At 70.8% G+C, this 24,004-nt stretch carries 21 protein-coding genes; 9 read left to right on the top strand and 12 right to left on the bottom strand.

What is annotated here, in order from left to right; all coding sequences use genetic code 11:
* The first annotated feature begins 42 nt into the window (after positions 1-42).
* The 4 genes from yczE (at position 43) to ACZ69M_RS18530 (ending at position 3,519) form a co-directional block, all read left to right on the top strand.
* Entirely contained in the window at positions 43-732 is a 690-nt protein-coding gene (gene yczE, locus ACZ69M_RS18515) for a membrane protein YczE (protein WP_470051070.1), read from the top strand.
* Entirely contained in the window at positions 729-1,496 is a 768-nt protein-coding gene (locus tag ACZ69M_RS18520; protein WP_470051072.1) for a glycerophosphodiester phosphodiesterase, read from the top strand. Before yczE ends, ACZ69M_RS18520 begins: the two co-directional genes overlap by 4 nt.
* A 43-nt stretch (positions 1,497-1,539) precedes the next feature.
* Complete coding sequence (locus tag ACZ69M_RS18525; protein ID WP_470051074.1) at positions 1,540-2,889, top strand: MFS transporter; 1,350 nt, start codon at positions 1,540-1,542, stop codon at positions 2,887-2,889.
* A gap of 255 nt (positions 2,890-3,144) precedes the next feature.
* Positions 3,145-3,519 (top strand): RNA polymerase-binding protein RbpA, encoded by a 375-nt coding sequence (locus ACZ69M_RS18530; protein ID WP_003977404.1) that lies wholly within the window; start codon positions 3,145-3,147, stop codon positions 3,517-3,519.
* A 224-nt stretch (positions 3,520-3,743) separates the two neighbouring features.
* Here the strand turns inward: ACZ69M_RS18530 and fxsA are convergent, their stop codons facing one another.
* The 4 genes from fxsA to ACZ69M_RS18550 all read right to left on the bottom strand — a co-directional run bounded on the left by fxsA (position 3,744) and on the right by ACZ69M_RS18550 (position 7,883).
* Positions 3,744-4,313: an FxsA family membrane protein gene (fxsA, locus tag ACZ69M_RS18535; protein ID WP_470051076.1), complete on the bottom strand. Its 570-nt coding sequence runs from the start codon at positions 4,311-4,313 to the stop codon at positions 3,744-3,746.
* A 132-nt stretch (positions 4,314-4,445) separates the two neighbouring features.
* Positions 4,446-5,240: a polyprenol monophosphomannose synthase gene (locus tag ACZ69M_RS18540; protein ID WP_470051078.1), complete on the bottom strand. Its 795-nt coding sequence runs from the start codon at positions 5,238-5,240 to the stop codon at positions 4,446-4,448.
* A 538-nt stretch (positions 5,241-5,778) separates the two neighbouring features.
* On the bottom strand, positions 5,779-7,395 hold the full coding sequence (locus ACZ69M_RS18545; protein ID WP_470051080.1) for an amidohydrolase: 1,617 nt from the start codon (positions 7,393-7,395) through the stop codon (positions 5,779-5,781).
* A 47-nt stretch (positions 7,396-7,442) separates the two neighbouring features.
* Positions 7,443-7,883: an Lrp/AsnC family transcriptional regulator gene (locus ACZ69M_RS18550; RefSeq protein ID WP_470051082.1), complete on the bottom strand. Its 441-nt coding sequence runs from the start codon at positions 7,881-7,883 to the stop codon at positions 7,443-7,445.
* 267 nt (positions 7,884-8,150) lie between these two features.
* Between ACZ69M_RS18550 and ACZ69M_RS18555 the strand changes: the two genes are divergently transcribed.
* On the top strand, positions 8,151-8,588 hold the full coding sequence (locus ACZ69M_RS18555) for a hypothetical protein (protein WP_470051084.1): 438 nt from the start codon (positions 8,151-8,153) through the stop codon (positions 8,586-8,588).
* Positions 8,589-8,601: 13 nt separating this feature from the next.
* On the opposite strand, the gene ACZ69M_RS18560 is transcribed toward ACZ69M_RS18555, so the two are convergent.
* The 3 genes from ACZ69M_RS18560 to ACZ69M_RS18570 form a co-directional block, all read right to left on the bottom strand.
* On the bottom strand, positions 8,602-9,714 hold the full coding sequence (locus tag ACZ69M_RS18560) for a phosphotransferase family protein (RefSeq protein ID WP_470051086.1): 1,113 nt from the start codon (positions 9,712-9,714) through the stop codon (positions 8,602-8,604).
* Positions 9,715-9,725: 11 nt separating this feature from the next.
* Positions 9,726-10,853, bottom strand: coding sequence for an Rv3169 family protein (locus ACZ69M_RS18565; RefSeq protein WP_470051088.1), 1,128 nt, complete (start codon positions 10,851-10,853; stop codon positions 9,726-9,728).
* Between the two features lie 422 nt (positions 10,854-11,275).
* Positions 11,276-12,469, bottom strand: a complete 1,194-nt coding sequence (locus tag ACZ69M_RS18570; RefSeq protein WP_470051090.1) for an acyl-CoA dehydrogenase family protein — start codon at positions 12,467-12,469, stop codon at positions 11,276-11,278.
* 351 nt (positions 12,470-12,820) lie between these two features.
* On the opposite strand from ACZ69M_RS18570, the gene ACZ69M_RS18575 reads away from it, so the two are divergent.
* Positions 12,821-14,062 (top strand): glycoside hydrolase family 18 protein, encoded by a 1,242-nt coding sequence (locus ACZ69M_RS18575; RefSeq protein WP_470051092.1) that lies wholly within the window; start codon positions 12,821-12,823, stop codon positions 14,060-14,062.
* A 51-nt stretch (positions 14,063-14,113) separates the two neighbouring features.
* On the opposite strand, the gene ACZ69M_RS18580 is transcribed toward ACZ69M_RS18575, so the two are convergent.
* Both ACZ69M_RS18580 and ACZ69M_RS18585 read right to left on the bottom strand, forming a co-directional pair.
* Positions 14,114-14,773 carry a TetR/AcrR family transcriptional regulator gene (locus ACZ69M_RS18580; RefSeq protein WP_470051094.1) on the bottom strand — a complete coding sequence of 220 codons (660 nt, stop codon included), beginning with the start codon at positions 14,771-14,773 and terminating at the stop codon, positions 14,114-14,116.
* 170 nt (positions 14,774-14,943) lie between these two features.
* Positions 14,944-15,090, bottom strand: coding sequence for an SCO1431 family membrane protein (locus ACZ69M_RS18585; RefSeq protein WP_107308905.1), 147 nt, complete (start codon positions 15,088-15,090; stop codon positions 14,944-14,946).
* 245 nt (positions 15,091-15,335) lie between these two features.
* Here ACZ69M_RS18585 and ACZ69M_RS18590 point away from each other — a divergent pair, with 245 nt between their 5' ends.
* Positions 15,336-16,835 carry a M1 family metallopeptidase gene (locus ACZ69M_RS18590; RefSeq protein ID WP_470051096.1) on the top strand — a complete coding sequence of 500 codons (1,500 nt, stop codon included), beginning with the start codon at positions 15,336-15,338 and terminating at the stop codon, positions 16,833-16,835.
* A 42-nt stretch (positions 16,836-16,877) separates the two neighbouring features.
* On the opposite strand, the gene ACZ69M_RS18595 is transcribed toward ACZ69M_RS18590, so the two are convergent.
* The gene (locus tag ACZ69M_RS18595) at positions 16,878-18,236 is read right to left on the bottom strand and encodes a peptidase C39 family protein (RefSeq protein WP_470051098.1); all 1,359 of its coding nucleotides are present in this window, start codon (positions 18,234-18,236) and stop codon (positions 16,878-16,880) included.
* Positions 18,237-18,478: 242 nt separating this feature from the next.
* Between ACZ69M_RS18595 and ACZ69M_RS18600 the strand changes: the two genes are divergently transcribed.
* Positions 18,479-19,099, top strand: a complete 621-nt coding sequence (locus ACZ69M_RS18600; RefSeq protein ID WP_470051684.1) for a uridine kinase family protein — start codon at positions 18,479-18,481, stop codon at positions 19,097-19,099.
* A gap of 436 nt (positions 19,100-19,535) precedes the next feature.
* Positions 19,536-21,401 carry an AAA family ATPase gene (locus ACZ69M_RS18605; protein ID WP_470051100.1) on the top strand — a complete coding sequence of 622 codons (1,866 nt, stop codon included), beginning with the start codon at positions 19,536-19,538 and terminating at the stop codon, positions 21,399-21,401.
* Positions 21,402-21,486: 85 nt separating this feature from the next.
* On the opposite strand, the gene ACZ69M_RS18610 is transcribed toward ACZ69M_RS18605, so the two are convergent.
* Positions 21,487-22,578 carry a hemolysin family protein gene (locus ACZ69M_RS18610; protein ID WP_470051102.1) on the bottom strand — a complete coding sequence of 364 codons (1,092 nt, stop codon included), beginning with the start codon at positions 22,576-22,578 and terminating at the stop codon, positions 21,487-21,489.
* Positions 22,575-23,909 (bottom strand): hemolysin family protein, encoded by a 1,335-nt coding sequence (locus ACZ69M_RS18615; RefSeq protein ID WP_470051104.1) that lies wholly within the window; start codon positions 23,907-23,909, stop codon positions 22,575-22,577. The genes ACZ69M_RS18610 and ACZ69M_RS18615 overlap by 4 nt, the downstream gene beginning before the upstream one ends.
* Positions 23,910-24,004 lie beyond the last annotated feature (95 nt).

The raw sequence follows: 24,004 nt of genomic DNA on the forward strand, positions 1-24,004 counted from the left end.
TCATCACGCACCAGCACGGGTCATCACCACAGGGGGCACCTCTTGTCCACACACGCCGACTCCCCGCACCGGGAACGCAGGCGATCCGGGCGACGGCTTCCTCGTCGCCTCGTCCAGCTGTACGTGGGCCTCGCGCTGTACGGCGCGAGTTCGGCCCTGCTGGTGGAGTCGGGCCTCGGTCTGGAGCCCTGGAACGTGCTGCACCAGGGGCTCGCCGAACTGACGGGTCTGACGATCGGCGTGGTGTCGATCGCCGTGGGCGCGGCGGTACTGCTCCTGTGGATCCCGCTGCGCCAGCGCCCGGGCCTCGGCACGGTCTCCAATGTGTTCGTGGTCGGCATCGCCCTGGACGGCACGCTCGCCCTGGTGCCGGACGCCCACTCCTTGGCCGTGCGGATTCCGCTGCTCGTGGCGGGCATCGTGCTGAACGGCGTGGCGACGGGCCTCTACATCTCGGCCAGCTTCGGTCCGGGTCCCCGTGACGGTCTGATGACGGGCCTGCACCGGCGTACGGGGCGCTCGGTCCGGCTCGTGCGCACGGTCCTGGAGGTGGCGGTCGTCGCGACCGGATTCGCGCTCGGTGGCACGGTCGGCGTCGGCACGGTGCTGTACGCCGTCGCGATCGGGCCGCTCGCCCAGCTCTTCCTGCGCGTGTTCGCCGTCCGCCCGGCACCGGGCGGCAGCACGGTCGTTGCCGCCGGTCAACCGGAGCGAGCGATACTTCCAGGGTGAGCCCGCGCATACGCCACCCGTACCTCGACCACCCCGGCCCGATCGCCTTCGCCCACCGGGGCGGCGCGGCGGACGGTCTGGAGAACACCGTCGCCCAGTTCCGCCGCGCGGTGGAAGCGGGCTACCGCTACATCGAGACGGATGTGCACGCGACGTCGGACGGCAAGCTCGTGGCCTTCCACGACGCGACCCTGGACCGGGTGACGGACGGCGCGGGCCGGATCGCGGACCTGCCCTGGGACGACGTGAGCCACGCGCGCGTGGCGGGCAAGGAACCGGTCCCCCTCTTCGAGGAGCTCCTCGAAACCTTCCCCGACGTCCGCTGGAACGTCGACGTCAAGGCCGAACCCGCCCTCCACCCCCTGCTGAACCTCATCGGCCGTCTCGACGCCTGGGACCGCGTCTGCGTCGGCTCGTTCTCCGAGGCACGGGTCTTTCGCGCCCAGCGTCTGGCCGGACCTCGGCTGGCGACCTCGTACGGCACCAAGGGTGTCGTGGGGCTGCGGCTGCGCTCGTACGGCATCCCGGCCGCGCTGCGCGACTCGGCGATCGCGGCCCAGGTGCCCGAGTCCCAGTCGGGCGTGCCGGTGGTCGACCGGCGCTTCGTGCGCGCCGCCCACGCGCGCGGCCTGCAGGTCCACGTGTGGACGGTCAACGAACCCGATCGGATGCACCGGCTCCTGGACCTGGGCGTCGATGGCATCATGACCGATCACATCGACACGCTGCGCAGGGTCCTGGAGGACCGGGGCACCTGGGTCTGAGCCCTCTCGCGCGGTTCGTTCAGCGGGAAGCGAGGGGGCACGGGTGGGCACCGAAACCGTGCGGGCACAGGCGACCGAAGAGATCACCGAACGGCGGCGCGAGCAGCGTGGCTGGTACTTCTACGACTGGGCGTGCTCCGTCTACTCGACGAGCGTGCTCACCGTGTTCCTGGGCCCCTACCTCACATCCGTCGCCAAGCACGCGGCGGACGCGGACGGCTTCGTCCATCCGCTGGGCGTCCCGGTCCGCGCGGGTTCCTTCTTCGCCTACACGGTCTCGGCGTCCGTCATCGTGTCGATCTTCGTGATGCCGATGGCGGGCGCGGCCGCCGACCGCACCGGCCGCAAGAAGCCCCTGCTCGCGCTCTGCGCCTATCTGGGCGCCACGGCCACCACGGGCATGTTCTTCCTGGACGGCGACCGGTATCTGCTCGGCGGTCTGCTGCTGATCGTCGCCAATGCCTCGGTGGCCGTGTCGATGGTGCTGTACAACTCCTACCTGCCGCAGATCGCCCCGCCCGAGGAGCGTGACGCGGTCTCGTCCCGCGGCTGGGCCTTCGGCTACGCGGCGGGCTCGCTGATGCTGGTCGTGAACCTGGTCCTGTACTCGGCCCACGACTCCTTCGGTGTCTCCGAGTCGACGGCCGTCCGCATCTGTCTGGCCTCGGCGGGCGTCTGGTGGGGCGCCTTCACCCTCGTACCGCTGAAGCGGCTGCGGGACCGGCCCACGGTGTCCGCGGGGCAGGCGCCGGGGCACGGATGGCGGCAGCTGGCGGCCACCGTGCGCGACATGCGGGGCAAACCGCTCACCCTCGCCTTCCTGTTCGCCTACCTCGTCTACAACGACGGAATCCAGACGGTCATCTCGCAGGCGTCTGTGTACGGATCGGAGGAGCTGGGGCTGAGCCAGTCGACCCTGATCGTCGCCGTGCTGCTGGTACAGGTGCTCGCGGTCGGGGGCGCCCTGGGGATGGGACGGCTCGCACGGACGTACGGTGCGAAGCGCACGATCCTCGGCTCGCTCGTCGCCTGGACCGTGACCCTCGGCGCCGGGTACTTCCTGCCGGCGGGCGCGCCCGTCTGGTTCTTCGTCCTGGCCGCCGGGATCGGCCTGGTCCTGGGCGGCAGCCAGGCGCTCTCGCGCTCGCTGTTCTCCCATCTGGTGCCGAGCGGGAAGGAGGCCGAGTACTTCTCCGCGTACGAGATGAGCGACCGGGGGATGAGCTGGCTCGGTCCGCTTCTGTTCGGTTTGACCTACCAGCTGACGGGAAGTTATCGGGACGCGATCATCTCGCTCGTGGCCTTCTTCGTCATCGGATTCGTGCTGCTCGCGAGGGTTCCGGTGCGGCAGGCCGTGCACGACGCGGGCAATCCCGTACCGGACAGGATTTAGCACCTGAGGCCAAAGGCCGGTAGTGTACGCGTTTGGCCTGCCAGGCGTACCGTTACTGCGCGTCAAAGATACTGAAGCGTTGGGTGACATCTGCTGCCAGATGTGACAAACCGGGCGTCGGTGGGTACAACAAGGGGCGGCTACGACGGCGACGCATGACCCGGAACGGGAATCTTTACCGCCGACCGGACGTTGACCGGATGACGACGACAGCGACACCTGTCCTGTGGGCGACAAGCCCGGGAGGCACGATTCATGAGTGAGCGAGCTCTTCGCGGCACGCGCCTCGTGGTGACCAGCTACGAGACGGACCGCGGCATCGACCTGGCCCCGCGCCAGGCCGTGGAGTACGCATGCGAGAAGGGGCACCGGTTTGAGATGCCCTTCTCGGTCGAGGCGGAGATTCCGCCCGAGTGGGAGTGCAAGGTCTGCGGGGCCCAGGCACTCCTGGTGGACGGCGACGGCCCTGAGGAAAAGAAGGCCAAGCCCGCGCGTACGCATTGGGACATGCTGATGGAGCGGCGCACCCGAGAGGAGCTCGAAGAGGTCCTCGAGGAGCGCCTGGCCGTTCTGCGCTCCGGCGCGATGAACATCGCGGTGCATCCGCGGGACAGCCGCAAGTCCGCGTAACCCCTCCGGGGGTTGGGCGGCATATCACGCACGCAGCCGCGGGCGCCGTACGCAAGTCGTACGGGGCCCGCGGCTCTGTGCGTTGTCCGCGTGGCGGTGCGGTGCGGTGGATATGGACCGGCGCCCGGCCATCGCGCCCCCTCAGGAGCGCGGGGAACTGCGCGACCAGCCCCCACCGGCCCGCGGGTGAAAACACCCACGGGCCCGCGAGGGAAAAGCCTGGGTCAGCGGTTCAGTGGCGGACGCGGGCCCGGGTCCGTCGTCGGGTTCTCTTCCCTGATGACCTCGCCCTGGACGACCTTGCCGTCGGGGCGATGGATACGGGCCTGCTGGAAGGCGTCGCCGACGCTGCCCGGCGCGGCCTCGCGGATCTTGCGGTCGATGGCGCGCTCGGCGTAACGGCTCAGGGCCTTCTGGACGGGCGGGATCAGCAGGAGCAGGCCCAGCGCGCAGGAGATGAGCCCGGGGATCATCAGCAGCAGACCGCCGAGCATCATCAGCCCGTTGCCTTCGCCGCCCCCGCTCGTGGGAGTCACCCCGCTCTGCTGCTGTTGCAGCGTCTCGGTGAGGTTGCGGAAGGCACGGCGGCCGGCCCGCTTGATGACCACGGAACCGAGGACGAAACCGGCGACCAGCAGCAGGAAGACCGCGAAACCGCTCGCCGCGCCCGCGACCACGGTCAGCAGCCAGATCTCCAGCACCAGCCAGACGGCGATGCCGAGCGGCAGGTAGGTGCGCAGCCGGGATCGCCGCGGCCGCGCAGGGTATGTAGGGGTCGGTGCGCCAGTCGTCATGCACCCAGTGTGCCTGGGCACAGCTCAGTACGGGATAAGCGGATGATCAGCCGTAGCTGTGGAGTGAAGCGAGGGTGACGTGGGAGTGGGGGGCGGCCCCACCCGGGCCCGCCCCCCGCTTCGCAAGCGCTCCTACGACGTGCGCTTCCGGCCGGTGATCCGGCCGACCCGCTCCCCCACGCCCCACGTGGTGACCCGCCACAGCGCCTCCACGAGGATGTCGCGGCTCATCTTGGAGTCGCCGAGCTCGCGCTCGACGAAGGTGATGGGCACCTCGACGACGTGGAAACCGGACTTGACCGCGCGCCGGGCCAGGTCCACCTGAAAGCAGTACCCCTGGGACGCGACTTCAGTGAGTCCGAGACCTTCGAGGGTCTCGCGGCGGAAGGCACGGAAGCCTCCGGTGACGTCCCGGATCGGCACGTCGAGCATGAGGCGGGAGTACATGCTGCCGCCGCGCGAGATGAACTCGCGGGACTTGGGCCAGTTCACGACCCGTCCACCCGGCACCCAGCGCGACCCCAGCACGAGGTCGGCTCCCTTGAGCGCGGTCAGCAGCCGGGGCAGTTCCTCGGGCTGGTGCGAGCCGTCCGCGTCCATCTCCACGAGGACGCCGTAGCCGCGCTCCAGGCCCCAGGCGAAGCCCGCGAGATACGCGGCGCCCAGGCCTTCCTTGCCCTTGCGGTGCAGCACCTGGACATGGTCGTCCTCGGCGGCCAGCTCGTCGGCGAGCTTGCCCGTGCCGTCCGGGCTGTTGTCGTCCGCCACGAGAACGTGTGCATCGGGCACCGAGGCTCGTACCCGGCCGACGATCTTCTTGATGTTCTCCGCCTCGTTGTAGGTCGGGATGATCACCAAGGCCGTGCCGAGCGGGCCGAACTGCCTCCCCTTGGCTCCTGCCGCGAGGGTCCCGTCGCCGTCGTTCACTACTGCCCCTTCATGTCCGTACGCAGGGGTCCACCATAGTGGCCGCAGCCTGCACTGAAGCGTCGGCGCGTTAGTACGGGGGTGTCGATTCGGCAAGAGCCGGGTAAGAGAGCCCGCCGCGCCGGAGCACCGTACTGCGGATCGGGGCCCGGCGCCCTTCGGGCCGACCTGGGACCCGCTGGCTGCGGGTCGACCGAAAGCCGTTGTCTACTGGACGTCCGGGCCCCACCCGGGTCACACCCTTCCGACAGGCATGAACGTTCCCTCGCCGTCGCACTGGCGCTGAGCCTGGCTCCCAGTGGTGGTGCGCCGGTGCGGCACACCAACCCCTGACCCAGCGGCGCTCCGGCGACTGCGTGGAAGTTCTCCGGTCGGACGTCCGGTGGTGGACCCGGCCGAACCTACCGGCCCCCCGAGGCCAGCTGTCAACACTCGTCTGACCTGCTGGTTTTCCCTCAATTGCCTGGTCAGCGCGGAGGATGCGCAGGTCGAGCGACAGGGCCGCGGCGGATGATCACCGCGGCGCCACCCCCGGAGATCACTCGCCCGGCCGTACGAAGACCGTCCGCCCGCCGACGACCGTCCGCAGGCACACCGGCAGGTCGCCGCCGGGGCTCAGATCGGGCAGTCCAGGAGTACCCGAACGAGGGTCGGTCGACCAGCGTGCGACCCGGTCGTCGGGGGCCTGCACGACCAGTTCCTCGGTGCGCCACACGGCGTAGTCGGCGGGCGCGCCCGGCACCAGGACTCCCGCGTCGTCCCGTCCGATCGCCCGCCACCCGCCGCGCGTATGCGCCGTGAACGCGGCGCGCACGGAGACCCGGTGCTCCGGCGTGCGGTGGAACGCGGCGGCGCGCACGGTGCCCCACGGGTCGAGGGGGGTGACGGGGCTGTCGGAACCGAAGGCCAGCGGCACGCCGGTGCGCAGCAGGGCCGCGAACGGGTTGAGGGCGCGGGCCCGCTCGGCGCCCAGGCGCTGGGCGTACATGCCGTCCTCGCCGCCCCACAGCGCGTCGAAGGCGGGCTGCACGGAGGCGGTGAGGCCGAGCTCGGCGAAGCCGGCGATGGTCTCGGGGGTGAGCATCTCGGCGTGCTCGACGCGGTGCCGGGCGGCGCGCACACGGGCCAGGCCGACCTTCTCGGCGGCTGCGCGGACTCCCTCGACCACGGCGGCCACGGCGACGTCCCCGATGGCGTGGAAGCCCGCCTGGAGGCCCTCTTCGGTGCAGGCGACCACATGCGCGCCGACGGCGGCTGCGTCCAGGTAGGCGGTGCCGGTGTGGTCGGCGTCGGCGTAGGGCTCGTGCAGGCAGGCGGTGTACGAACCCAGGGATCCGTCGACGAAGAGGTCGCCCGCGGCGCCCAGCGCGCCCAGCGCCCGGACCTTTTCGACATCCTGTTCGGCCCAGTAGCCGACGACCCGGGGGCCGGCTTCCTCGGCGGCGAGCCGCAGCAGTCCGGTGAAGTCGTCCTCGGAGGAGATCTCCGGGCCCGCGCACTCGTGCACGGATCCGATGCCGAGCGAGGCGGCGTGGGCGAGCGCGGCGCGCTGGGCCTCGGTGCGCTGGGCCGGGGTGACGGCGCCGAGCGCGGCGGCGCGCACGGCGTGGTGGGCGTCCCGGGTCAGGGGGCCGTCGGCGGCGTAACCCGCTCGTGCGGTGACCCCCGGGACCAGGTCCAGGAGTGCGGTGGTGACCACGGCGGAGTGCACGTCGATGCGGGAGAGGTAGAGCGGGCGTCCGCCGGCCGCCTCGTCGAGCTCGGCGCGCGTCGGGGGGCGGCCACCGGGCCAGCGGGCCGCGTCCCAGCCGTGGCCGAGCAGCACCCGGTCGGCGGGGCGGGCGGCGGCGAACTCGCGTACGCGGGCGAGGGCTGCGTCCAGGGAAGGCGCGTCGGACAGGTCGAGGCCGGTGAGCGCGAGCCCGGTGGAGGTGGTGTGGACGTGGGCGTCGGTGAACGCCGGGGTGACCAGTGCGCCCTCCAGGTCCACCACCTCGGCGACCCCGTCGGCGAAGGCGTCGGCCGCGCCCTCCGAGCCGACCCAGGCGATCTGTCCGCGTTCGACGACCATCGCGGTGGCGAAGGGATCGGCGGGACTGTGGACTTCTCCACCGCGCAACAGCACGGTGTCCGACGTGGCGGTGCTCTCACTCATGGGGAACAGTCTCGCGCCTGCCGGTGTCCGGTCGGTCCCCGGGTGGGTCAGACGCGAGGCGGGCGCGCCTCGTACGGCGTCGACAGCACCACGGTCGTGCGGGTCGACACGCCTGCCAGGGTGCGCAGGCGGGCGAGGAGCTCCTCCAGTTCGTGCGGGGTCGAGACCCGCACCTTCAGGATGTAGTTCTCGTCGCCCGCGACGCTGTGGCAGGCCTCGATCTCGGGCACGCCGGCGAGGCGTTCCGCGATGTCGTCGGGGGCGCTCGGGTCGAACGGTTTCACCGAGATGAAGGCGGTCATGGGCAGCCCGACGGCCTCGGGGTCCACGACCGCGGCATAGCCGCGGATGACACCGCGTTGTTCGAGCCTGCGCACCCGCTGGTGCACGGCGGACGTGGACAGGCCCGTGGCCTTGCCCAGGTCGGTGTAGCTCATCCGCCCGTCTGCGACGAGCAGCTGCACGATCTGTCGGTCCAGCTCCTCCATGACGCAAGAACCTACAGGGCCCTTGATCTCGTCGGATACCTCAGCGGCGCAGGTCATACCCGCTTTGTGATGTGGCAGAGTGCTGCATGTGAACCGCCTGGTGGACAAATCCACCGCGCCGGGCACCTGCGGGCGGCATGTGACGAACGACACAGTGCCGCAACCGGGTCCGTGATGTTCTCGTGATTACCGCAGAGACGGGACGGGAAATGCTTGCTGTGGTCGAGGCCGCAGCGCCTTGTCGGCCCACCCGAGGGGGAGAATCCCATGCAGAGTCTTAAGCGCCCTGGTCGTCCCGCATCCAGGCGGCCCAAGCTGGTCGTCGAACCCGAGCCGGAGGGCGTCGAACCCGACGCCGTCGACGGTGAGGAGTTCGACGCCTACGACACCTTCGAGATGTACCGGGTGATCTGCCCGGACTGCGCCCAGCCCATCGCGCTCCTCGCGGACGAGGAGAGCCTGCCCGAGCACGCGCTGTGCGCCTCGCCGTGGAACCCGTTCGGGCTGACGGTCTGCGCGGGCACGGGCCGTGCGGCGGGCGACGCCCGCCCCGCCGACGAGTCGGTGGAGCCTCAGGAGCAGGACGCCGCACTCCTGTTGACGCTCCCTCAGGGACTCGACTGGCGGACGCAGCCGTTCTCGCACGTCGGCGGTCCGGCCTCGCGCCCGATGCGGGTCCCCGAGATGCGCCGTCAGGCCGCCTGACCGGCCCTCGCGTTCAGCGACCGGCGACCGGTCCCTCCCAGTAACTGCCCTGCACCATGGCTCGCAGGCTGCCGTGGTGCAGGATCAGTGTGTCCGGGTCAGGTGGTACGGCGACCTCGCCGAAGTGCACCTGGCGGTAGGCGACGCGCAGCATGACGATCGCGTGCCGCAGTGCCGCGTACAGCGTGTGGAAGTCCATGTCCCGGGGCGTGTGGCCGGTGAGTTCGGCGTAGCGCCGCTCGACGCGGTCACGGCGCAGGAAGTCGGGCAGTCCGCGCTGGCCGAAGCTCGCCGTCAGGTCCTGGAAGAAGCGGTGCAGGTAGACCGTCCAGCCGAGGTCGACCTCGCGCGGGGCGAGGGCCGCCATCTCCCAGTCGAGGACGGCCGCGGGGGCGAACCCGTCGTAGACGACGTTCCCGATGCGCGCGTCGCCCCAGTTGAGCACCGACTCGCCCTCGTCACGCGGCCACAGCTCGTCGAGCCGGTCGAACGCGCTCTCTATCAGGGGTGAGCGTGACAGACCGTCGATCACCCATTCGTAGTAGGCGCGTTGGGCCTCGACGTGACGACGGAGGGGGCTTCCTTCCCCCGGGAAGGTCAGGAAGTCGGCTTCCGGCAGCGGGACTTGGTCGTGCAGCCGGGCCAGGAGACCCACCGAGGCCGCCTCCAGCCGTTCGCGTTCCTGGTCGCTCGCCGCGTGCAGCCAGTTCCCCTCGTACGTGTAGGGCATGACGTCAGGCGGGACGCGCCCCTCGACCCGTTCCATGACGAAGAACGGCGCGCCGAGCGGGGCGGGGTCCTCCTCCAGCCACAGCACCCGCGGCACGGGGAGATCGGTGCGCTCGGCGACCAGTCTCATCGTGCGGTACTGGCGGGGCATGTCGTAGACGGGGAAGACGGTGTACGCCGCCGGGTCCGCCGCCAGCCGCAACGCGCAGGAGGTCAGCGGTGGTTCGGGATGCTCGATGTCGAAGAGCAGGGTCTCGCTGGACATGCCGTTGGACGCGGGGACGGTGACATGGGCCGCCTTGGCGCCCGGGAGGCGGGCGGTGAGCCAGGTGGTCAGCCGGCGGCCCAGTTCCTCCGGGTCGCGGGTGGTCGTGCGCGGGCGCGGTGCCGTGGCCATCTCGTTCCCCCTCAGGGCGTGACCGAGTCGAAGCCACTGAACCCGCTCGGGTCGTGGCGGCCGAACGAGCCGTGTTCGAAGATGCCGTGGCCGACCTGCCCGTCCAGCGTGCAGCGGGCCGCGTGGTCGATCACCCCGTATGCCGCGCGGGGGTGTGCGGACGGGTCGGAGAGGTCGTAGGCGCGGCGGTCGGTCCAGTCGCGCCCGACCCAGGTGCCGTGCTGCCAGTCGTCGGCGGGCGGATAGCCGGCACCGACGGCGAGCGGGGAGGAGGTGAGCACCTCCACGTCCAGCTCCATGGGCTTGCGGTCACCCGGGCGGGTGAGGTGGATGACGGCGGACGTCGGGTGGCGGCTGCCGGAGCGATAGGTGATGTCGGCCTGGGGCCAGCCCAGTTGCACGTCGCGCTCCGCGTTGCGTACGAGTGTCGCGTCGTTCAGCGTCCGGAAGCCGTCGGCGTCCTCCTGGACGACGACCATCAGGAACCGGTCCTCGAACCGGACCGGGCACCACAGCCAGTGGAAGCCCTCCGTCGGGTTCTCCTCCGCGAGCCGGCCGCCCTCCTCCCCCGGGATCGGGCGCACGCCCCAGCTGCGGTCGCGGGTGCCGGTCCAGCGGCCGCGCTCCAGACGTATCTCCTCGCCACCGATCCGGATCCAGCCCTCGCAGTGCCCGGCCTGCACGAAGCGTTTGCCCTCCAGCGTGAGCCGGCCGCCGCGCCGCTGGAGGTGGTGCGGCTCCCACAGGGCCGGGAAGTCCGCCGTCCAGGTGATCTCGTACGACAGTCCCTCCGGGTCGGCGGGGTCGGCAGCGCAGCTCAGTACGAAGGTCCTCAGGGGGCGTTCGACGAGGATGCGCAGCGGGCCGACGGCGAGGCGCATCCGGTCGTCCCCGAGCGCGTCCGAGGCGCGCACGGCGTGCAGGCGGTCGCCGAGTCGCAGGGTGGCGTAGGCGTCGACGACCCCGACGTTCGGATAGACGCCGAGACCCAGGATCAGCAGCGCCCGGCCCTGGTGGTCGAAGACGTGGAAGATGCAGCGGTCGTACGCGTTCCGGTCCCCGGTCGCGAGGTGCTTCATGGACAGGGGCACCTGGTGCACGGGGTACTCGTCGAGGGCAACGGGACGGTCGTCGGGCACTTCAAGCCTCCCTGGGGGCACGGCGGTTGACGTCCCCCGGAGGGGTGCGGCCCCCGGCGGCGCGAGTTGACGGTACGTCAGATGACGGCCCGGGGCCAGACACCTGCACGTCGGGGCACCCCCCGTAGGGGCCCGCCGCGAACCCACGCTCGATTAGGTGGGCGGGTGACCTGCGCACTCGTCCGCGCGTTGCCCCGGTATGACCCCCACATACGCGGCGACCGAGCGGCCTCGCCGGATCTTCGTCCCGGCTCCGGCAGAATCGGTTCGGCCGGCAGCCGCCGCGCCGGCGCCCCAGGATCCCCCCATCTACCGCGCGCTGATCCGCGCCTGGGCCGACCGCGGCCGCACACTGCCGGGGCGCCACGACCCGGAGTGGGTCCGGCTGGTGGCGCCGCCGGTCCTGTACGGCTACGGGCAGTTCAGTGTGACTCCGGCCCGGCGAGGTGACGGGCGATGACCATCCGCTGGATCTGATTGGTCCCCTCGACGATCTGGAGGACCTTGGCCTCGCGCAGATAGCGCTCGACCGGGAAGTCCGCGGTGTAGCCGTACCCGCCGAGCACCTGGACGGCGTCCGTGGTGACCTTCATCGCCGTGTCCGTGCACAGCAGCTTCGCCATGGCGGCCTGTTTGGCGAAGGGCCGCCCCGCGTCGCGCAGCCGTGCCGCGGCCAGGTAGAGCGCCCGGCCCGCCTCGATCTGCGTCGCCATGTCCGCGAGCATGAATCGCAGGCCCTGGAAGTCGGAGACCGGCCGGCCGAACTGCTCGCGCCCGGTCGCGTACGCGAGAGCCTCGTCGAGGGCCGCCTGGGCGACACCGATGGCGCAGGCCGCGATGCCGAGCCGGCCGGAGTCGAGCGCGGCGAGGGCGATCGCGAAGCCCTGCCCCTCGTCGCCGATGCGCCGGCCGTCGGACACCCGTACGCCGTCGAAGTGGATCTGCGCGGTGGGCGAGCCCTTCATGCCCATCTTCTTCTCGGGCGGGGCGGCGCTCAGCCCCTCGGCGTGGCCGGGCACCAGGAACGCGGTGATGCCGCGCGGGCCCGCGCCGCCGCTGCGGGCGAGCACGGTGTAGAAGTCGGCGACGCCGCCGTGCGTGATCCAGGCCTTGGTGCCCGTGATCGCCCACTCGTCGCCGCTCCCGGTTTCTCCCCCGCCCTCCCGGACGGCCTTCGTCCGCAGGGAGGCGGCGTCCGAGCCGGAGGACGGCTCCGAGAGGCAGTAGGCCCCCAGGAGGCCGCCGCCGAGCATCGCGGGCAGGTACTCGGCCCGCTGTTCCTTGGTGCCGTAGTTCGCCAGGGCGTGGCAGGAGAGGGTGTGCACGCTGACGCCGAGGCCGACGGTGAGACGGGCCATGGCGAGTTCTTCGAGGACCTGGAGGTAGACCTCGTACGGCTGGTCGCCGCCGCCGTACTCGCAGTCGTACGGCAGTCCGAGCAGTCCGGAATCGGAGAGCAGGCCGAAGATCTCGCGCGGAAAGCGTCCGGCGTCCTCCTCCTCGGCCGCCTTCGGGGCTATCTCGCGCTGCGCGATGTCACGGACGAGCGAGATCAGATCCCGGGCCTCATCCGTGGGCAGTTGACGGTCCACCGGCTGCGGGGCGCGGTCGGGCATGGCGACGCTCTCCTCCCTGTCGGGCGCATCGGCGTACGCGCGCCAGGGGTGGGGCGGCGTCGCCGGGTCTCACGGCCCAGCCGATGCTGTCGTTCCTGGGTGGAGAACGGCCTGATCAGCGGCTGTGGCGCTGTGAGTATGCCCGTTCGGGGGCACCGCGTCACCAGTTAACGACCGCTTACCGAAAGAAAGGGGAACCGATCCGACCGCTCCGCGCGATTGGTCCGAACCATTGACGCACTGGTCTAGTCCTCCTACTGTTCGGTCAACGCCTCACCGCGTTCATGCCAAACAACACGCGCAGGTCCCAGCATGCCTCCCCCACGCTCCCCTCCCCCACGAGGAGAACCGATGCTCCGACCGCACCGCCCTCGCTCCCGCTTCCGCACACTCCTGTCCGCCGCCTGTTGTGCCGCCCTCGGCGCCACGCTGCTCGCCGGCGCGGGCACGGCCACCGCGACCACCGCGACCCCCTCGGCCCAGCAGGCCGCCGGTTCCAAGGTCGTCGGCTACTTCACGGAATGGGGCGTCTACGACCGGAACTACCACGTCAAGAACGTCGAGACGTCCGGCTCGGCCGCCAAGCTCACCCACATCAACTACGCCTTCGGCAATGTCACCGGCGGCAAGTGCGCCATGGGCGACGCCTACGCGGCGACCGACAAGGCGTACACCGCCGACCAGTCGGTGGACGGGGTCGCCGACACCTGGGACCAGCCCCTGCGCGGCAACTTCAACCAGTTGCGCAAGCTGAAGAAGAAGCACCCGAACCTCAAGGTCCTCTGGTCCTTCGGTGGTTGGACCTGGTCGAGCGGTTTCGGAGAGGCCGCCAAGAACCCGGCCGCGTTCGCGCAGTCCTGCTACGACCTGGTCGAGAACTCCAAGTGGGCGGACGTCTTCGACGGCATCGACATCGACTGGGAGTACCCGAACGCCTGCGGCAACACCTGCGACACCAGCGGCAGGGCGGCCTTCAAGAACGTGATGGCGGCGTTGCGGGCGAAGTTCGGCTCCGGCAACCTGGTCACCGCGGCGATCACGGCGGACGCCACCGCGGGCGGCAAGATCGACGCGACGGACTACGCGGGCGCGGCGCCGTACGTCGACTGGTACAACCCGATGACGTACGACTTCTTCGGCGCCTGGGACGCGGCCGGCCCCACGGCTCCGCACTCCCCGCTGAACTCCTACAGCGGTATCCCCAAGGCGGATTACCACACCTCCGCCACGATCGCGAAGCTCAAGGGCCTGGGCGTCCCGGCCTCGAAGCTGCTGCTGGGCATCGGGTTCTACGGGCGCGGCTGGACCGGCGTCACCCAGGCGGCCCCCGGCGGCACGGCCACCGGACCGGCGGCGGGAACGTACGAGCAGGGCATCGACGACTACAAGGTGCTGAAGACGAAGTGCCCGGCGACGGGCACGGTCGGCGGCACGGCGTACGCCAAGTGCGGTACGAACTGGTGGAGTTACGACACCCCGTCGACCATCGCGGGGAAGATGACCTACAAGAACCAGCAGGGCCTGGGCGGCACCTTCTTCTGGGAGCTGAGCGGTGACACCTCGAACGGGGAGCTGATCAAGGCGATCAACTAGCCGGTTTCGTCCGTGAGCCGGGGCGGGGGTTCGGTTGCCCCCGCCCCTCGCTCAGGTCTCCCGGCGGGCCGGCTGCGGGGCCCGGTAGGTGGGGTCGAGTTCCTCGACCGCGCGCATCGCGCCGCCCAGCATCTTCACCAGCAGCTCGCGGACCGTGTCGCGCGGCAGAACCGGGTTGCCGATCCAGTCGAGGGTCGCGCCCTCGACGCTGTAGAGCCAGCCGAGCAGCGCCATACGGGGCAGCGGCGCTATCTTGCGTCGGCCGTAGGCCCCTTCGGCGATGGTCTCGACGATGACCTCGCGCACGCCCTCGCGGATGGTCTGCACATCGGTGTCGAAGCCGACTCCGCCGGTGATGATCGTGCGGTACGCGGCCTGGTTGTGCTCGGCATAGCGCAGATAGCCGTCGATGGTGCGGTGCACCCGCTCGACCGAGGGCAGTTCGAGGCCGCTCGCCGCCCGGGAGATCAGGTCCGCGACCGAATCCTCGACGATCGCGAGGTAATAGCCGCGCTTGGACTTGAAGTAGTAGTAGATCAGCCCTTTGGCGACATGCGCCTGGCGGGCGATGTCATCCATCGACAGCGCGTCGTAGGACGTGTCGGCGAACAACTTCCGCCCGATGGCGATGAGTTCGGTGCGGCGCGCCAGTGAGCGATCGGTGCCGCGCGCCCGGGGGCGGTCGACGGCGCGCTGTTGACTATGATTCAATTCCAGCCCTAGTCTCCGACTGCCAGCGGGACGTTGGCAGTATGGCAGACCGGTACCACCCACTCGTTCGACTCTGATCGACCGGGCGCGGTCTTGGGGGAAACTGTCGTGTGGGCTCGGCGCGCCCCGACGTCCGCCGGTTCAGTTCACAGCAGGTCCGCCGGTTCGGTTCACAGCAGGCCGAGCTGGGTGACGAGCATCGCGAGGACCACGACGAAGGTCCAGCCCGCGACATGTTCGAGGATCTTGGGGCCGTCGTCCTTGGGACCGCCGGTGCGGGCGCGGAGTCGGGCGGCGGTGGCGGAGCTCGCGGTCATGGTTTCTCGCTGACGTAGTGGTGCGGTGACATCCCCCGCCTCACGCCGGCTCCCCACCGACTCGACCACCTTGCCACCGGACGGGTTTCAGCGGTAGAGACCCAGGTCACCCCGGGCACCTCGAACACCTCGACGGGACACCCCGGACACTTCGACCACCTTCGAATACCTCGCCTTTCGGCAACGATGTGCCGGGCGTGTGGGTCTCCTCACAGGACAGTGGCCAGCCAACCGAAAGGTCCTCGATGAGCACGTTCCGGACGCCTCGCCGCAGAGCCCGCCTCGCTCTGGCGACGGCGATCACGGTGGCAGCCGCCTTGACGGGGCCGGTCTCACAAGCCGCCGGATCCCCGTCCGCCCCCACGTCCCCGTCCGCCGCGCCCTCCCCGGGTGCGCCGGGCCTCGGCGACCCGATCTTCCCGCTCGACGGCAACGGCGGCTACAAGGTGAACCGCTACCTCCTCGACTTCGACTGGCAGGCACCCAGGACGCCCTTCGAGGCCGCCACGACGGTCAAGGCGACCGCCACCCAGGCCCTGTCCCGCTTCGACCTGGACTTCGCGGGCAACACCCTGCACACGGTGACCGTGGACGGCACGACCGCCAAGGCCGTACGCGACGGCGACGAACTGGTGATCACCCCGGCCAGGCCGCTCGCCAAGGGCAGGCCTTTCACGGTCAAGGTCACCTACACCGCCGACCCGACCCGGATACGGCACCGCGACGACGCCATCGAGGACTACGGCTGGATCCCCACGCCGGACGGCACGGTGCTGTACCCCCAGCCCGACGGCGCCAAGATGATCTTCCCGTCGAACGACCACCCGAGCCAGCGCGCCCCGATCACCTTCCGCATCACCACCCCGCCTGGCCTCACGGCCGTCGCGGGCGGCGAGCTCACCGGCCGCGCCGAGCAGGCGGACGGCCGCGTGACGTGGACGTACGACTCCGGACAGCCCGTCGCCACCCAGCTCGCCCAGCTGGCGATCGGCAGGTTCACCTTCGTCGACGGCACCGGTCCGCACGGGCTGCCGATCCGCGATGTGGTCCCGGACGACCTGGTCGCCTCGACCGATCAGTACCGCAAGCTCACGGCCGACCACATCGCGTGGCTGGAGGAGCGGCTCGGCCCCTACCCCTTCAACCGCTACGGCCTCCTCGTCGGCGACACCGACCTGGGCGTGGCCCTGGAGACACAGACGCTCTCCCTGATCCCGAAGGCCGACCTGCTCGGCGACCGGGTCAGCGCCGAGCGCAACCTGGTGCACGAGCTCACCCACCAGTGGACCGGCGACAGCGTCGGCATCAAGACCTGGTCCGACCTGTGGCTGAGCGAGGGCCACGCCCGCTTCTACGAGCGGCTGTACTCGGAGGCGCACGGCGGCGACAGCTTCGAGGCCACGATGAAGACGGCGTACGCGAGCCACGACCAGTGGCGCCACGACTACGGCGCCCCCGCCGAACCGACCGAACCGAACCTCTTCAAGCGGATGCGCTACGACGGCTCGACGCTCGTCCTGTACGCGCTGCGCGAGAAGGTGGGCCAGGAGACGTTCGGGAGGATCGAGCGGGCCTGGGTCACCGAGTACCGCGGAAAGATCGCCAGCACCCAGGACTACATCGACCTGGCGTCCAAGGTCGCGGGCCAGGACCTCGACGGTTTCCTGCACCCGTGGCTCTACGGCGCCAAGACCCCGCCGATGCCGCATCACCCGGACTGGGTGGTCAACCCGGTCCAGAGCTGAGGGCTGAGTGAGGGGGCGGCACCACGGGGGTCGCCCCCTGGCTCAACGGACTCCGACCGCCTTGAGCGCCCCCCGCTGCTTCGCCGACGGATTCGCCGGGAAGTACAGGTAGCAGACCCCGCCCGTACCGGAGACGACGCTCCCGGAGGCGTTGTACCTCTTGGTACGGAGCCAGATGTTCTCCCACTCGCGCCGTTTGTAGATCCGGCGCACGGCGTCGTCGCCCGGCGAGGCGGGGTCATTGGCGATCACATCGCCGCCCGCGGTGAATCCGATGACGGTCATGAGGTGGCCCGCGGTCCCGTACCCCGCCCCCGTCAGCTCGGACTTCAGGAACGACTGGGACGTTATGGCCGGGATGCCGGCGGCGATCAGCTTCTCCAGGTCGGTGAGCGAGCGGAGGCGGGTGACCACCCCCTGGAGGTCCTTGTACGTCGCCGCGTACGCCGCGTTGAAGGGCCAGTTGCCGCAGCCGTTGTACTGGTAGTCGTAGGTGAAGCGGGCCGCGTGGCAGACCTGTGGGTCGGCGAAGGCCGGGTCGACCCAGGCGAGTTGCTTCGCCGTGGGTTTGCGCCCCCAGTACTCGATGATCATCTGCGAGGAGGTGGGGCTGCACCAGGCCTCGCCGCCGTTGTCGTACTCGGGGTACTGGCCCGCGTGGATCTCCTGGGAGTAGCGCGGGACCTTCAACTCCTTCGCGAGCCCGGGAGTGGAGGCCGGGACGGTGAAACGGTCGGGGATGTCGGAGCCCATCACGCCGAGCCGCCAGACCGTCGGCGTGAGCCCGGAGCGAGGGGCGCGGTAGAGGGTGAGACGGAGCCGGCAGGAGACTAGGCGCAGGCCCGAGGCCGCGTCGTCGATCGCGAAGGTGTCCGTCCAGATACTGCTCCTGCCGTCCTTCTGGCCGTCCACGGAGGTCCGTTTGATGTCCTGGTCGCCGGCCGCCCAGCGGCCCATCACGTACCAGGGAGCGGCGGTGCCGTCGGAGTACGTGCCCGTGAGCTCGACCTGGATCCAGGTACCCGCCGGGGTGTGCGCGTTCCAGGAGGCGATGGCCTCGGTGGCGGGGACGGTGAGCCGGTGGACCGGGGAGGTCCAGGTCGCGTACTCCCAGGTCGCGGTCTTTCCGGTGTGCGGGTCGGTGTAGTCCGCGGTGCCGGCCGGGGTCGCGATCACCAGGCCGGGACGGGCGGCCGCGAGGGCCCGCGTGCCCTTCGCGGTACCGGTCCGCCAGTCGGCGTACGAGGTCCAGGCCCGGTTGTCCACGGTGCCCGGCTCCGCGTGCGAGTGCACCGCCCCGGCCGGCGTGGCCGCGGCCGCGGAGCCCGCGGTACCGGTCGCCGCCGCGGCGACCGCCACGGCCAGAAGGGCTCTGCGGGACGGCTCTGAAGCTCTGGTCATGGGCGAGGGACCCCCAGTTCGTCCGGAAGCGGCGGCTCCCCACTATGGACGGTGGAAGGCGGCTCCTGCCAGCACTTCGACCTGTGCCGCGCCCACCAATATTGGTCGCAACCACTGGCATGACCTGCGACGCCTCGGTTCCGGCGGGGGCGCGCCGGCCGCCACTAGAGTGTTCCTCGTACAGGGGTGCGTGTGCCCGCCGGGCAGATGCGCCCGCGTCTCACCGCACCTCGGGAACCGTCATTCGCGACCTCGCCGCGCGCCTGCGTGCCCTGCCGCCCTCCTGCGGACCCGTCCGCCTGATCGGTGTCGACGGGCACGCCGGCTCCGGGAAGACCACCTTCGCCGGACGGCTGGCCGCGGCACTGGGCGACGCGCCCGTGCTGCACCTCGACGACATCGCGACGCACGAGGAACTGTTCGGCTGGACCCGGCGGCTGCTGCGCCAGGTGGTCGAGCCGCTGAGCCGCGGCGAGACGGCGCGCTACTTCCCGTACGACTGGAGCGCCCGCGCCTTCGGTCCGGTCCGCGAACTGCCGCCCGCGCCCGTGATCCTGCTGGAGGGGGTCGGCGCCGGGCGCCGGGCGCTGCGCCCGTATCTGGCGCGGCTGCTGTGGATGGAACTGGCGCGCGACGAGGCCTGGACACGAGGGCGGCGACGGGACGGCGAGGCGCAGAGCGCGTTCTGGGCCGGGTGGGTCGCCGCCGAGCGTCAGCACTTCGTCGAGGATCCCTCAAAACCCTTTGCCGATCTTCTGGTGCGGCAGTGTTCTGAGGGGTACGAGGTGTTTTCGGGACCCACTGGGACCGCTGGACCGGACCAGCCCCTCACTCACGGTGACGGATCATCCGCAATGTGCTGAACTTGTGAAGAGCCGTGCGAGGGAAGTTCTCCAAGTGCCTCAACTCGGCTTGACCCGGGGGCCGTACAGGACTTACGTTCTGAATGTGCGGCCTTTCGAAGCCGCCCGCAGTCGCGAAGCCCCCGGTTGTTCCCCCGTGATCGGGGGCTTCGTTCTGCCCACACCCTCTCTTTTCGGGCGCTCCGCGCCGCGAATTGCTCACCCTCGGTCACCGAGTCAAGTGCGCCCCATCTGCTCCCACCTCGCGGAACGGGGGCGTGCGGCACCCTTCGGCACGCCCATCAACCGCAGGTACGATGCCTCTCGGTGCGACCTTCGGACGGCTGCTCTGCGCACCGGTGCAACTCCCGTCCGCGGCACAGGGGTTCGACCAAAGCTGCCGACGGGCACCGGCCCGTTCGGAGAAGCATCGGGGGCACGGTTTGTGGGGGACGTGATGGACTTCGGCATGCAGGGCCCGGAGGCCCCGGCCGACCTCGCCTGGATGCGAGGTGTGGACGCCTACACCATGGGGGCCTATCCGCAGGCGGAGGAGGAGTTCCGCACCGCGGTCCGGATGGACCCGGGCATGGCGGACGGCTGGCTCGGACTGCACGCGCTGCGGGTGGACACGACGACCGCGCTGCTGCGGATGTTCCGGCACCGGGACCGCTTCGGTGAGCAGCGCTCGCGCCACCGGCGCACGCTCAACTCCTGGTACTGGCTGGGCTGGTGGGTGCAGCCGGTACTGGAGAGCCCGCGCGATCTGCTGCTCGCGCACGCCTCGCACTGGCTGGACGGCCGCCATGTGCCCGAGCTGGACCGGGCGCTCGCGGGGCTGCCGCCGGTCGACGCCGATCATCAGGTGCGGTTTCTGCACGCCTGCCGGGCCTATCTGGTCAAGGACTGGGAGCAGCTGGTCCGGCACACGGATCCGCTGATCGACGACCCCATGCTGGGCATAGAGGCCGGCCTCTTCGGCGGCATGGCCCGGGTCCGCCTGGAGATGTTCGGCCAGGCGGAGCCGCTCCTGTCCGCCGCGCTGATGCGCTGCCGCAGCGAGCAGCCCCAGCGCAAGGAGCTGCGGTACTGGCTCGCGCGGGCCCACGAGGGCACCGGGCGGTCGGCCGCCGCGCTGCCTCTGTACCGGGCGGTGCACCGCGTCGACCCGGCCTTCATGGACACCTCGGCCCGGTTGGCGGCGATCTCCGAGGGCGACGGGTACGACGATGCCGCGGCCGATCTCGCGGCGATCACCCTCGCCGGGGTCGGGCAGGACGTCATGGACGGCCCCGACGGAATCGATCCCCTCTTCGGCGTCGAGGGCCGCGACCTGAAACTCTCCGAGCCCGATCCTCTCCCGCCGGGCGCGCTGCCGCCGGAGACCGATGTGGTACGCGAGAAGGCCGTGGTGCCGGTGCAGCCGTTGCCTACCGGGCCGACCGACCCCGCCTTACTTGACGAAGCGCTCGCCGAACTGGAGCGCATGGTCGGGCTGGAGCCGGTGAAGCGCCAGGTCAAGGCGTTGTCGGCGCAGCTGAACATGGCGCGGCTGCGGGCCGGACAGGGCCTGCCCGTCCAGCCGCCGAAGCGCCATTTCGTCTTCTCCGGCCCCTCGGGCACCGGCAAGACCACGGTGGCTCGCATTCTCGGACGGGTCTTCTACGCGCTCGGTCTGCTCGGCGGTGACCACCTCGTGGAGGCGCAGCGGGCGGACCTCGTGGGCGAGTACCTGGGCCAGACCGCCGTCAAGGCCAACGAACTGATCGACTCGGCCATCGGCGGGGTCCTCTTCGTGGACGAGGCGTACGCGCTGTCGAACTCGGGCTACGGCAAGGGGGACGCATACGGGGACGAGGCGCTGCAGGTGCTGCTGAAGCGGGCCGAGGACAACCGCGACCACCTCGTGGTCATCCTCGCCGGCTACCCGGAGGGCATGGACCGTCTCCTGGCCGCCAACCCCGGCCTCTCCTCCCGCTTCACCACCCGGGTCGACTTCCCCTCCTACCGCCCCCTGGAACTCACCTCCATCGGTGAGGTGCTCGCCGCCGAGAACGGTGACATCTGGGACGAGGAGGCGCTCGACGAGCTCCGCTCCATCGCCGGGCACGTGGTCGATCAGGGCTGGATCGACGAGCTCGGCAACGGCCGGTTCCTGCGCACCCTGTACGAGAAGAGCTGCGCGTACCGGGACCTGCGTCTCTCCGGTTACCCGAACACGCCCTCCCGCGACGATTTGTCGACACTCCGGCTGCCGGACCTCATGCAGGCGTACGGGGAGGTGCTGTCGGGCCGGGGACCGCAGGACCCTTCGGCGATGTAACCCACGCCCCCGGCCTCGAACGCCACAGGCGCCGAGGCTTTCAGGGACGCGGGGAACTGCGCGAACAGTCCCCCGCGCACCCGCGTCAGGTGGCCAGGGCCTGCTCCGGGGCCCCGCTGAGGTGGGGTTCCATGAGCGGCGTGGCCACAGCGGCAGCGTCCCGATGGGCCGGGTCGCGTACCTCGCCCACGAGGAGCTCCAGGACGTCCTCCAGCGCGACAAGACCCAGAACCTTCCCCGACGCGTCAGCGACCTGCGCGAGGTGCGTCGCGGCGCGGCGCATCACGGTCAGGGCGTCGTCCAGCGGGAGTTCGGAACTCAGGGTGGTCATGTGCCGCCACAGGTGCTGGGGAACCGCCCGTTCGGACTCCTCCAGGTCGAGTACGTCCTTCACATGCAGATAGCCCATGAAGGCGCCGTTCTCCGCGACCACCGGGAACCGGGAGTACCCGGTGCGGGCGGTGAGCGCGACGACCTGGCCGGGGGTGACGGAGGGGCCGACGGTGACCAGGGAGCCGTGGTCCAGGAGGACGTCGTTGACCGGGCGGGAGCCCAGTTCCAGGGCGTCTTCGAGGCGTTCCTGCTCCTCGGGGTCCAGCAGGCCCGCCTGACCGGAGTCCTCGACGAGCCGGTTGAGCTGCTCGCTCGTGAAGACCGCCTCGACCTCGTCCTTGGGTTCGACCCGGAAGAGTTTCAGGATGAGGCGGGCGCAGGCGCCCAGGGCGACGGTGACGGGACGGCACAGGCGTGCGAAGGCCACCAGGCCGGGGCTCAGCCACAGCGCCGTCTTCTCGGGCGCGGCCATCGCCAGGTTCTTCGGGACCATCTCGCCGATGACGAGGTGGAAGAAGACGACGAGGGCGAGCGCGATGACGTATCCGAGGGGGTGGATCACCCCTTCGGGGAGGTGCACCGCCTCGAAGACGGGCTCCAGCAGATGCGCCACCGTCGGTTCGGCCACCGCGCCGAGCGTCAACGAGCAGACGGTGATGCCGAACTGGGCCGCCGCCATCATCTGCGGCAGCCGCTCCAGGCCGTACAGGACCTGGCGGGCCCGCGCGGACCCGAGCGGTTCGATCTGACTGCGCCGTACGGAGACGAGCGCGAACTCGGCGCCGACGAAGAACCCGTTGGCGAGCACCAGCAACACGGCGAACAGGAGTTGGAGCACGCTCATCGGACGGCCTCCGGCGCGGCAACCGCGTCGGCGGTCCTGACCAGCCGGACCCGTTCGGCCCGGTAGTGCCCGACCTGGCGTACCGACAGACGCCAGCCGGGCAGTTCGGCCTTGTCGCCGGGGGCCGGGATCCGGCCGAGCAGATCGGCGACGAGGCCCGCGACGGTCTCGTACGGACCCTCGGGCACGTCGAGGCCTATGCGCTGCAGGATGTCGACCCGGCAGCTGCCGTCGGCGTCCCAGGCGGGCCGCCCGTCCTCGGGCGCTACGGCGGCGAGCTCCGGCAGGTCCTTGGCGTCGTGCTCGTCGCGGACCTCGCCGACGAGTTCCTCGACGATGTCCTCCAGGGTGACCACGCCCGCCGTACCGCCGTACTCGTCGACGACGACGGCGATCGGCTGCTGGCTGCGCAGCTGTTCGAGCAGGGGTTGCACGGGCAGCGTCTCCGGGACCAGCAGCGGGGCCTGGGCGATCCGGCCGACGGGGGTGCGCAGCCGGTCCTGGGAGGGGATCGCCAGGGCGTCCTTGAGGTGCGCCATGCCGACGATCTCGTCGATCCGCTCCCGGTAGACGGGGAAGCGGGAGAGGCCGGTGGCGCGGGTGAGGTTGACGACGTCCTCGGCCGTGGCGGAGGACTGGAGCGCGCTGACCCGTACCCGCGGGGTCATGACGTGCTGCGCGGTCAGGTCGGCGAGCGACATGGTCCGTACGAAGAGATCCGCGGTGTCCTGCTCCAGGGCGCCGGCCTGGGCCGAGTGCCGGGCCAGGGACACGAGCTCGCCGGGGGTGCGGGCGGAGGCCAGCTCCTCGGCGGGTTCGACACCCAGGGCCCGTACCAGCCGGTTGGCGACCGTGTTGAGCGCGGCGATCACCGGCCGGAAGAGGCGGGAGAAGACGTGCTGCGGACCCGCGACGAAGCGGGCGACCTGAAGCGGCTTGGAGACCGCCCAGTTCTTGGGCACGAGTTCGCCGATCACCATCTGCACGGCGGCGGCGAGCAGCATGCCGACCACCACGGCGACACCGGACACGGCGCCCTCGGGCAGTCCGATCGCGGTGAAGGGTCCGTGCAGCAGTTCGGCGAGCGCGGGTTCGGCGAGCATGCCGACGACGAGCGAGGTGATGGTGATGCCGAGCTGGGTGCCGGAGAGCTGGAAGGACAGCTCCTTGAGCGATTCGACGACCGTACCGGCCCGTCGGTCGCCTTCGGCCGCCGCCTTCTCGGCGTCGGGCCGCTCGACCGTGACGAGGCCGAACTCGGCCGCCACGAAGAAGCCGTTGGCGAGGATCAGCAGGAACGCCGCCCCAAGGAGCAGCAGGGGGATGGTCATGATGCCGCCGCCTCGATATGTCGGGAGGGGGCGGCGCAGGTACTACAGGACGATCCGTCCATCGCTGGAGGGAGTCACTCCTCGGGTAGCAGGGG

This window comes from Streptomyces sp. NPDC107454 (assembly GCF_055582885.1).

Bases quoted from the DNA above. Each gene is read 5' to 3' on its own strand.
- ACZ69M_RS18530 (WP_003977404.1), top strand. From the start codon at position 3,145: ATGAGTGAGCGAGCTCTTCGCGGCACGCGCCTCGTGGTGACCAGCTAC.
- fxsA (WP_470051076.1), bottom strand. From the start codon at position 4,313: ATGACGACTGGCGCACCGACCCCTACATACCCTGCGCGGCCGCGGCGA.
- ACZ69M_RS18545 (WP_470051080.1), bottom strand. From the start codon at position 7,395: ATGAGTGAGAGCACCGCCACGTCGGACACCGTGCTGTTGCGCGGTGGA.
- ACZ69M_RS18550 (WP_470051082.1), bottom strand. From the start codon at position 7,883: ATGGAGGAGCTGGACCGACAGATCGTGCAGCTGCTCGTCGCAGACGGG.
- ACZ69M_RS18555 (WP_470051084.1), top strand. From the start codon at position 8,151: ATGCAGAGTCTTAAGCGCCCTGGTCGTCCCGCATCCAGGCGGCCCAAG.
- ACZ69M_RS18560 (WP_470051086.1), bottom strand. From the start codon at position 9,714: ATGGCCACGGCACCGCGCCCGCGCACGACCACCCGCGACCCGGAGGAA.
- ACZ69M_RS18570 (WP_470051090.1), bottom strand. From the start codon at position 12,469: ATGCCCGACCGCGCCCCGCAGCCGGTGGACCGTCAACTGCCCACGGAT.
- ACZ69M_RS18575 (WP_470051092.1), top strand. From the start codon at position 12,821: ATGCTCCGACCGCACCGCCCTCGCTCCCGCTTCCGCACACTCCTGTCC.
- ACZ69M_RS18585 (WP_107308905.1), bottom strand. From the start codon at position 15,090: ATGACCGCGAGCTCCGCCACCGCCGCCCGACTCCGCGCCCGCACCGGC.
- ACZ69M_RS18590 (WP_470051096.1), top strand. From the start codon at position 15,336: ATGAGCACGTTCCGGACGCCTCGCCGCAGAGCCCGCCTCGCTCTGGCG.
- ACZ69M_RS18595 (WP_470051098.1), bottom strand. From the start codon at position 18,236: ATGACCAGAGCTTCAGAGCCGTCCCGCAGAGCCCTTCTGGCCGTGGCG.
- ACZ69M_RS18605 (WP_470051100.1), top strand. From the start codon at position 19,536: ATGGACTTCGGCATGCAGGGCCCGGAGGCCCCGGCCGACCTCGCCTGG.
- ACZ69M_RS18610 (WP_470051102.1), bottom strand. From the start codon at position 22,578: ATGAGCGTGCTCCAACTCCTGTTCGCCGTGTTGCTGGTGCTCGCCAAC.
- ACZ69M_RS18615 (WP_470051104.1), bottom strand. From the start codon at position 23,909: ATGACCATCCCCCTGCTGCTCCTTGGGGCGGCGTTCCTGCTGATCCTC.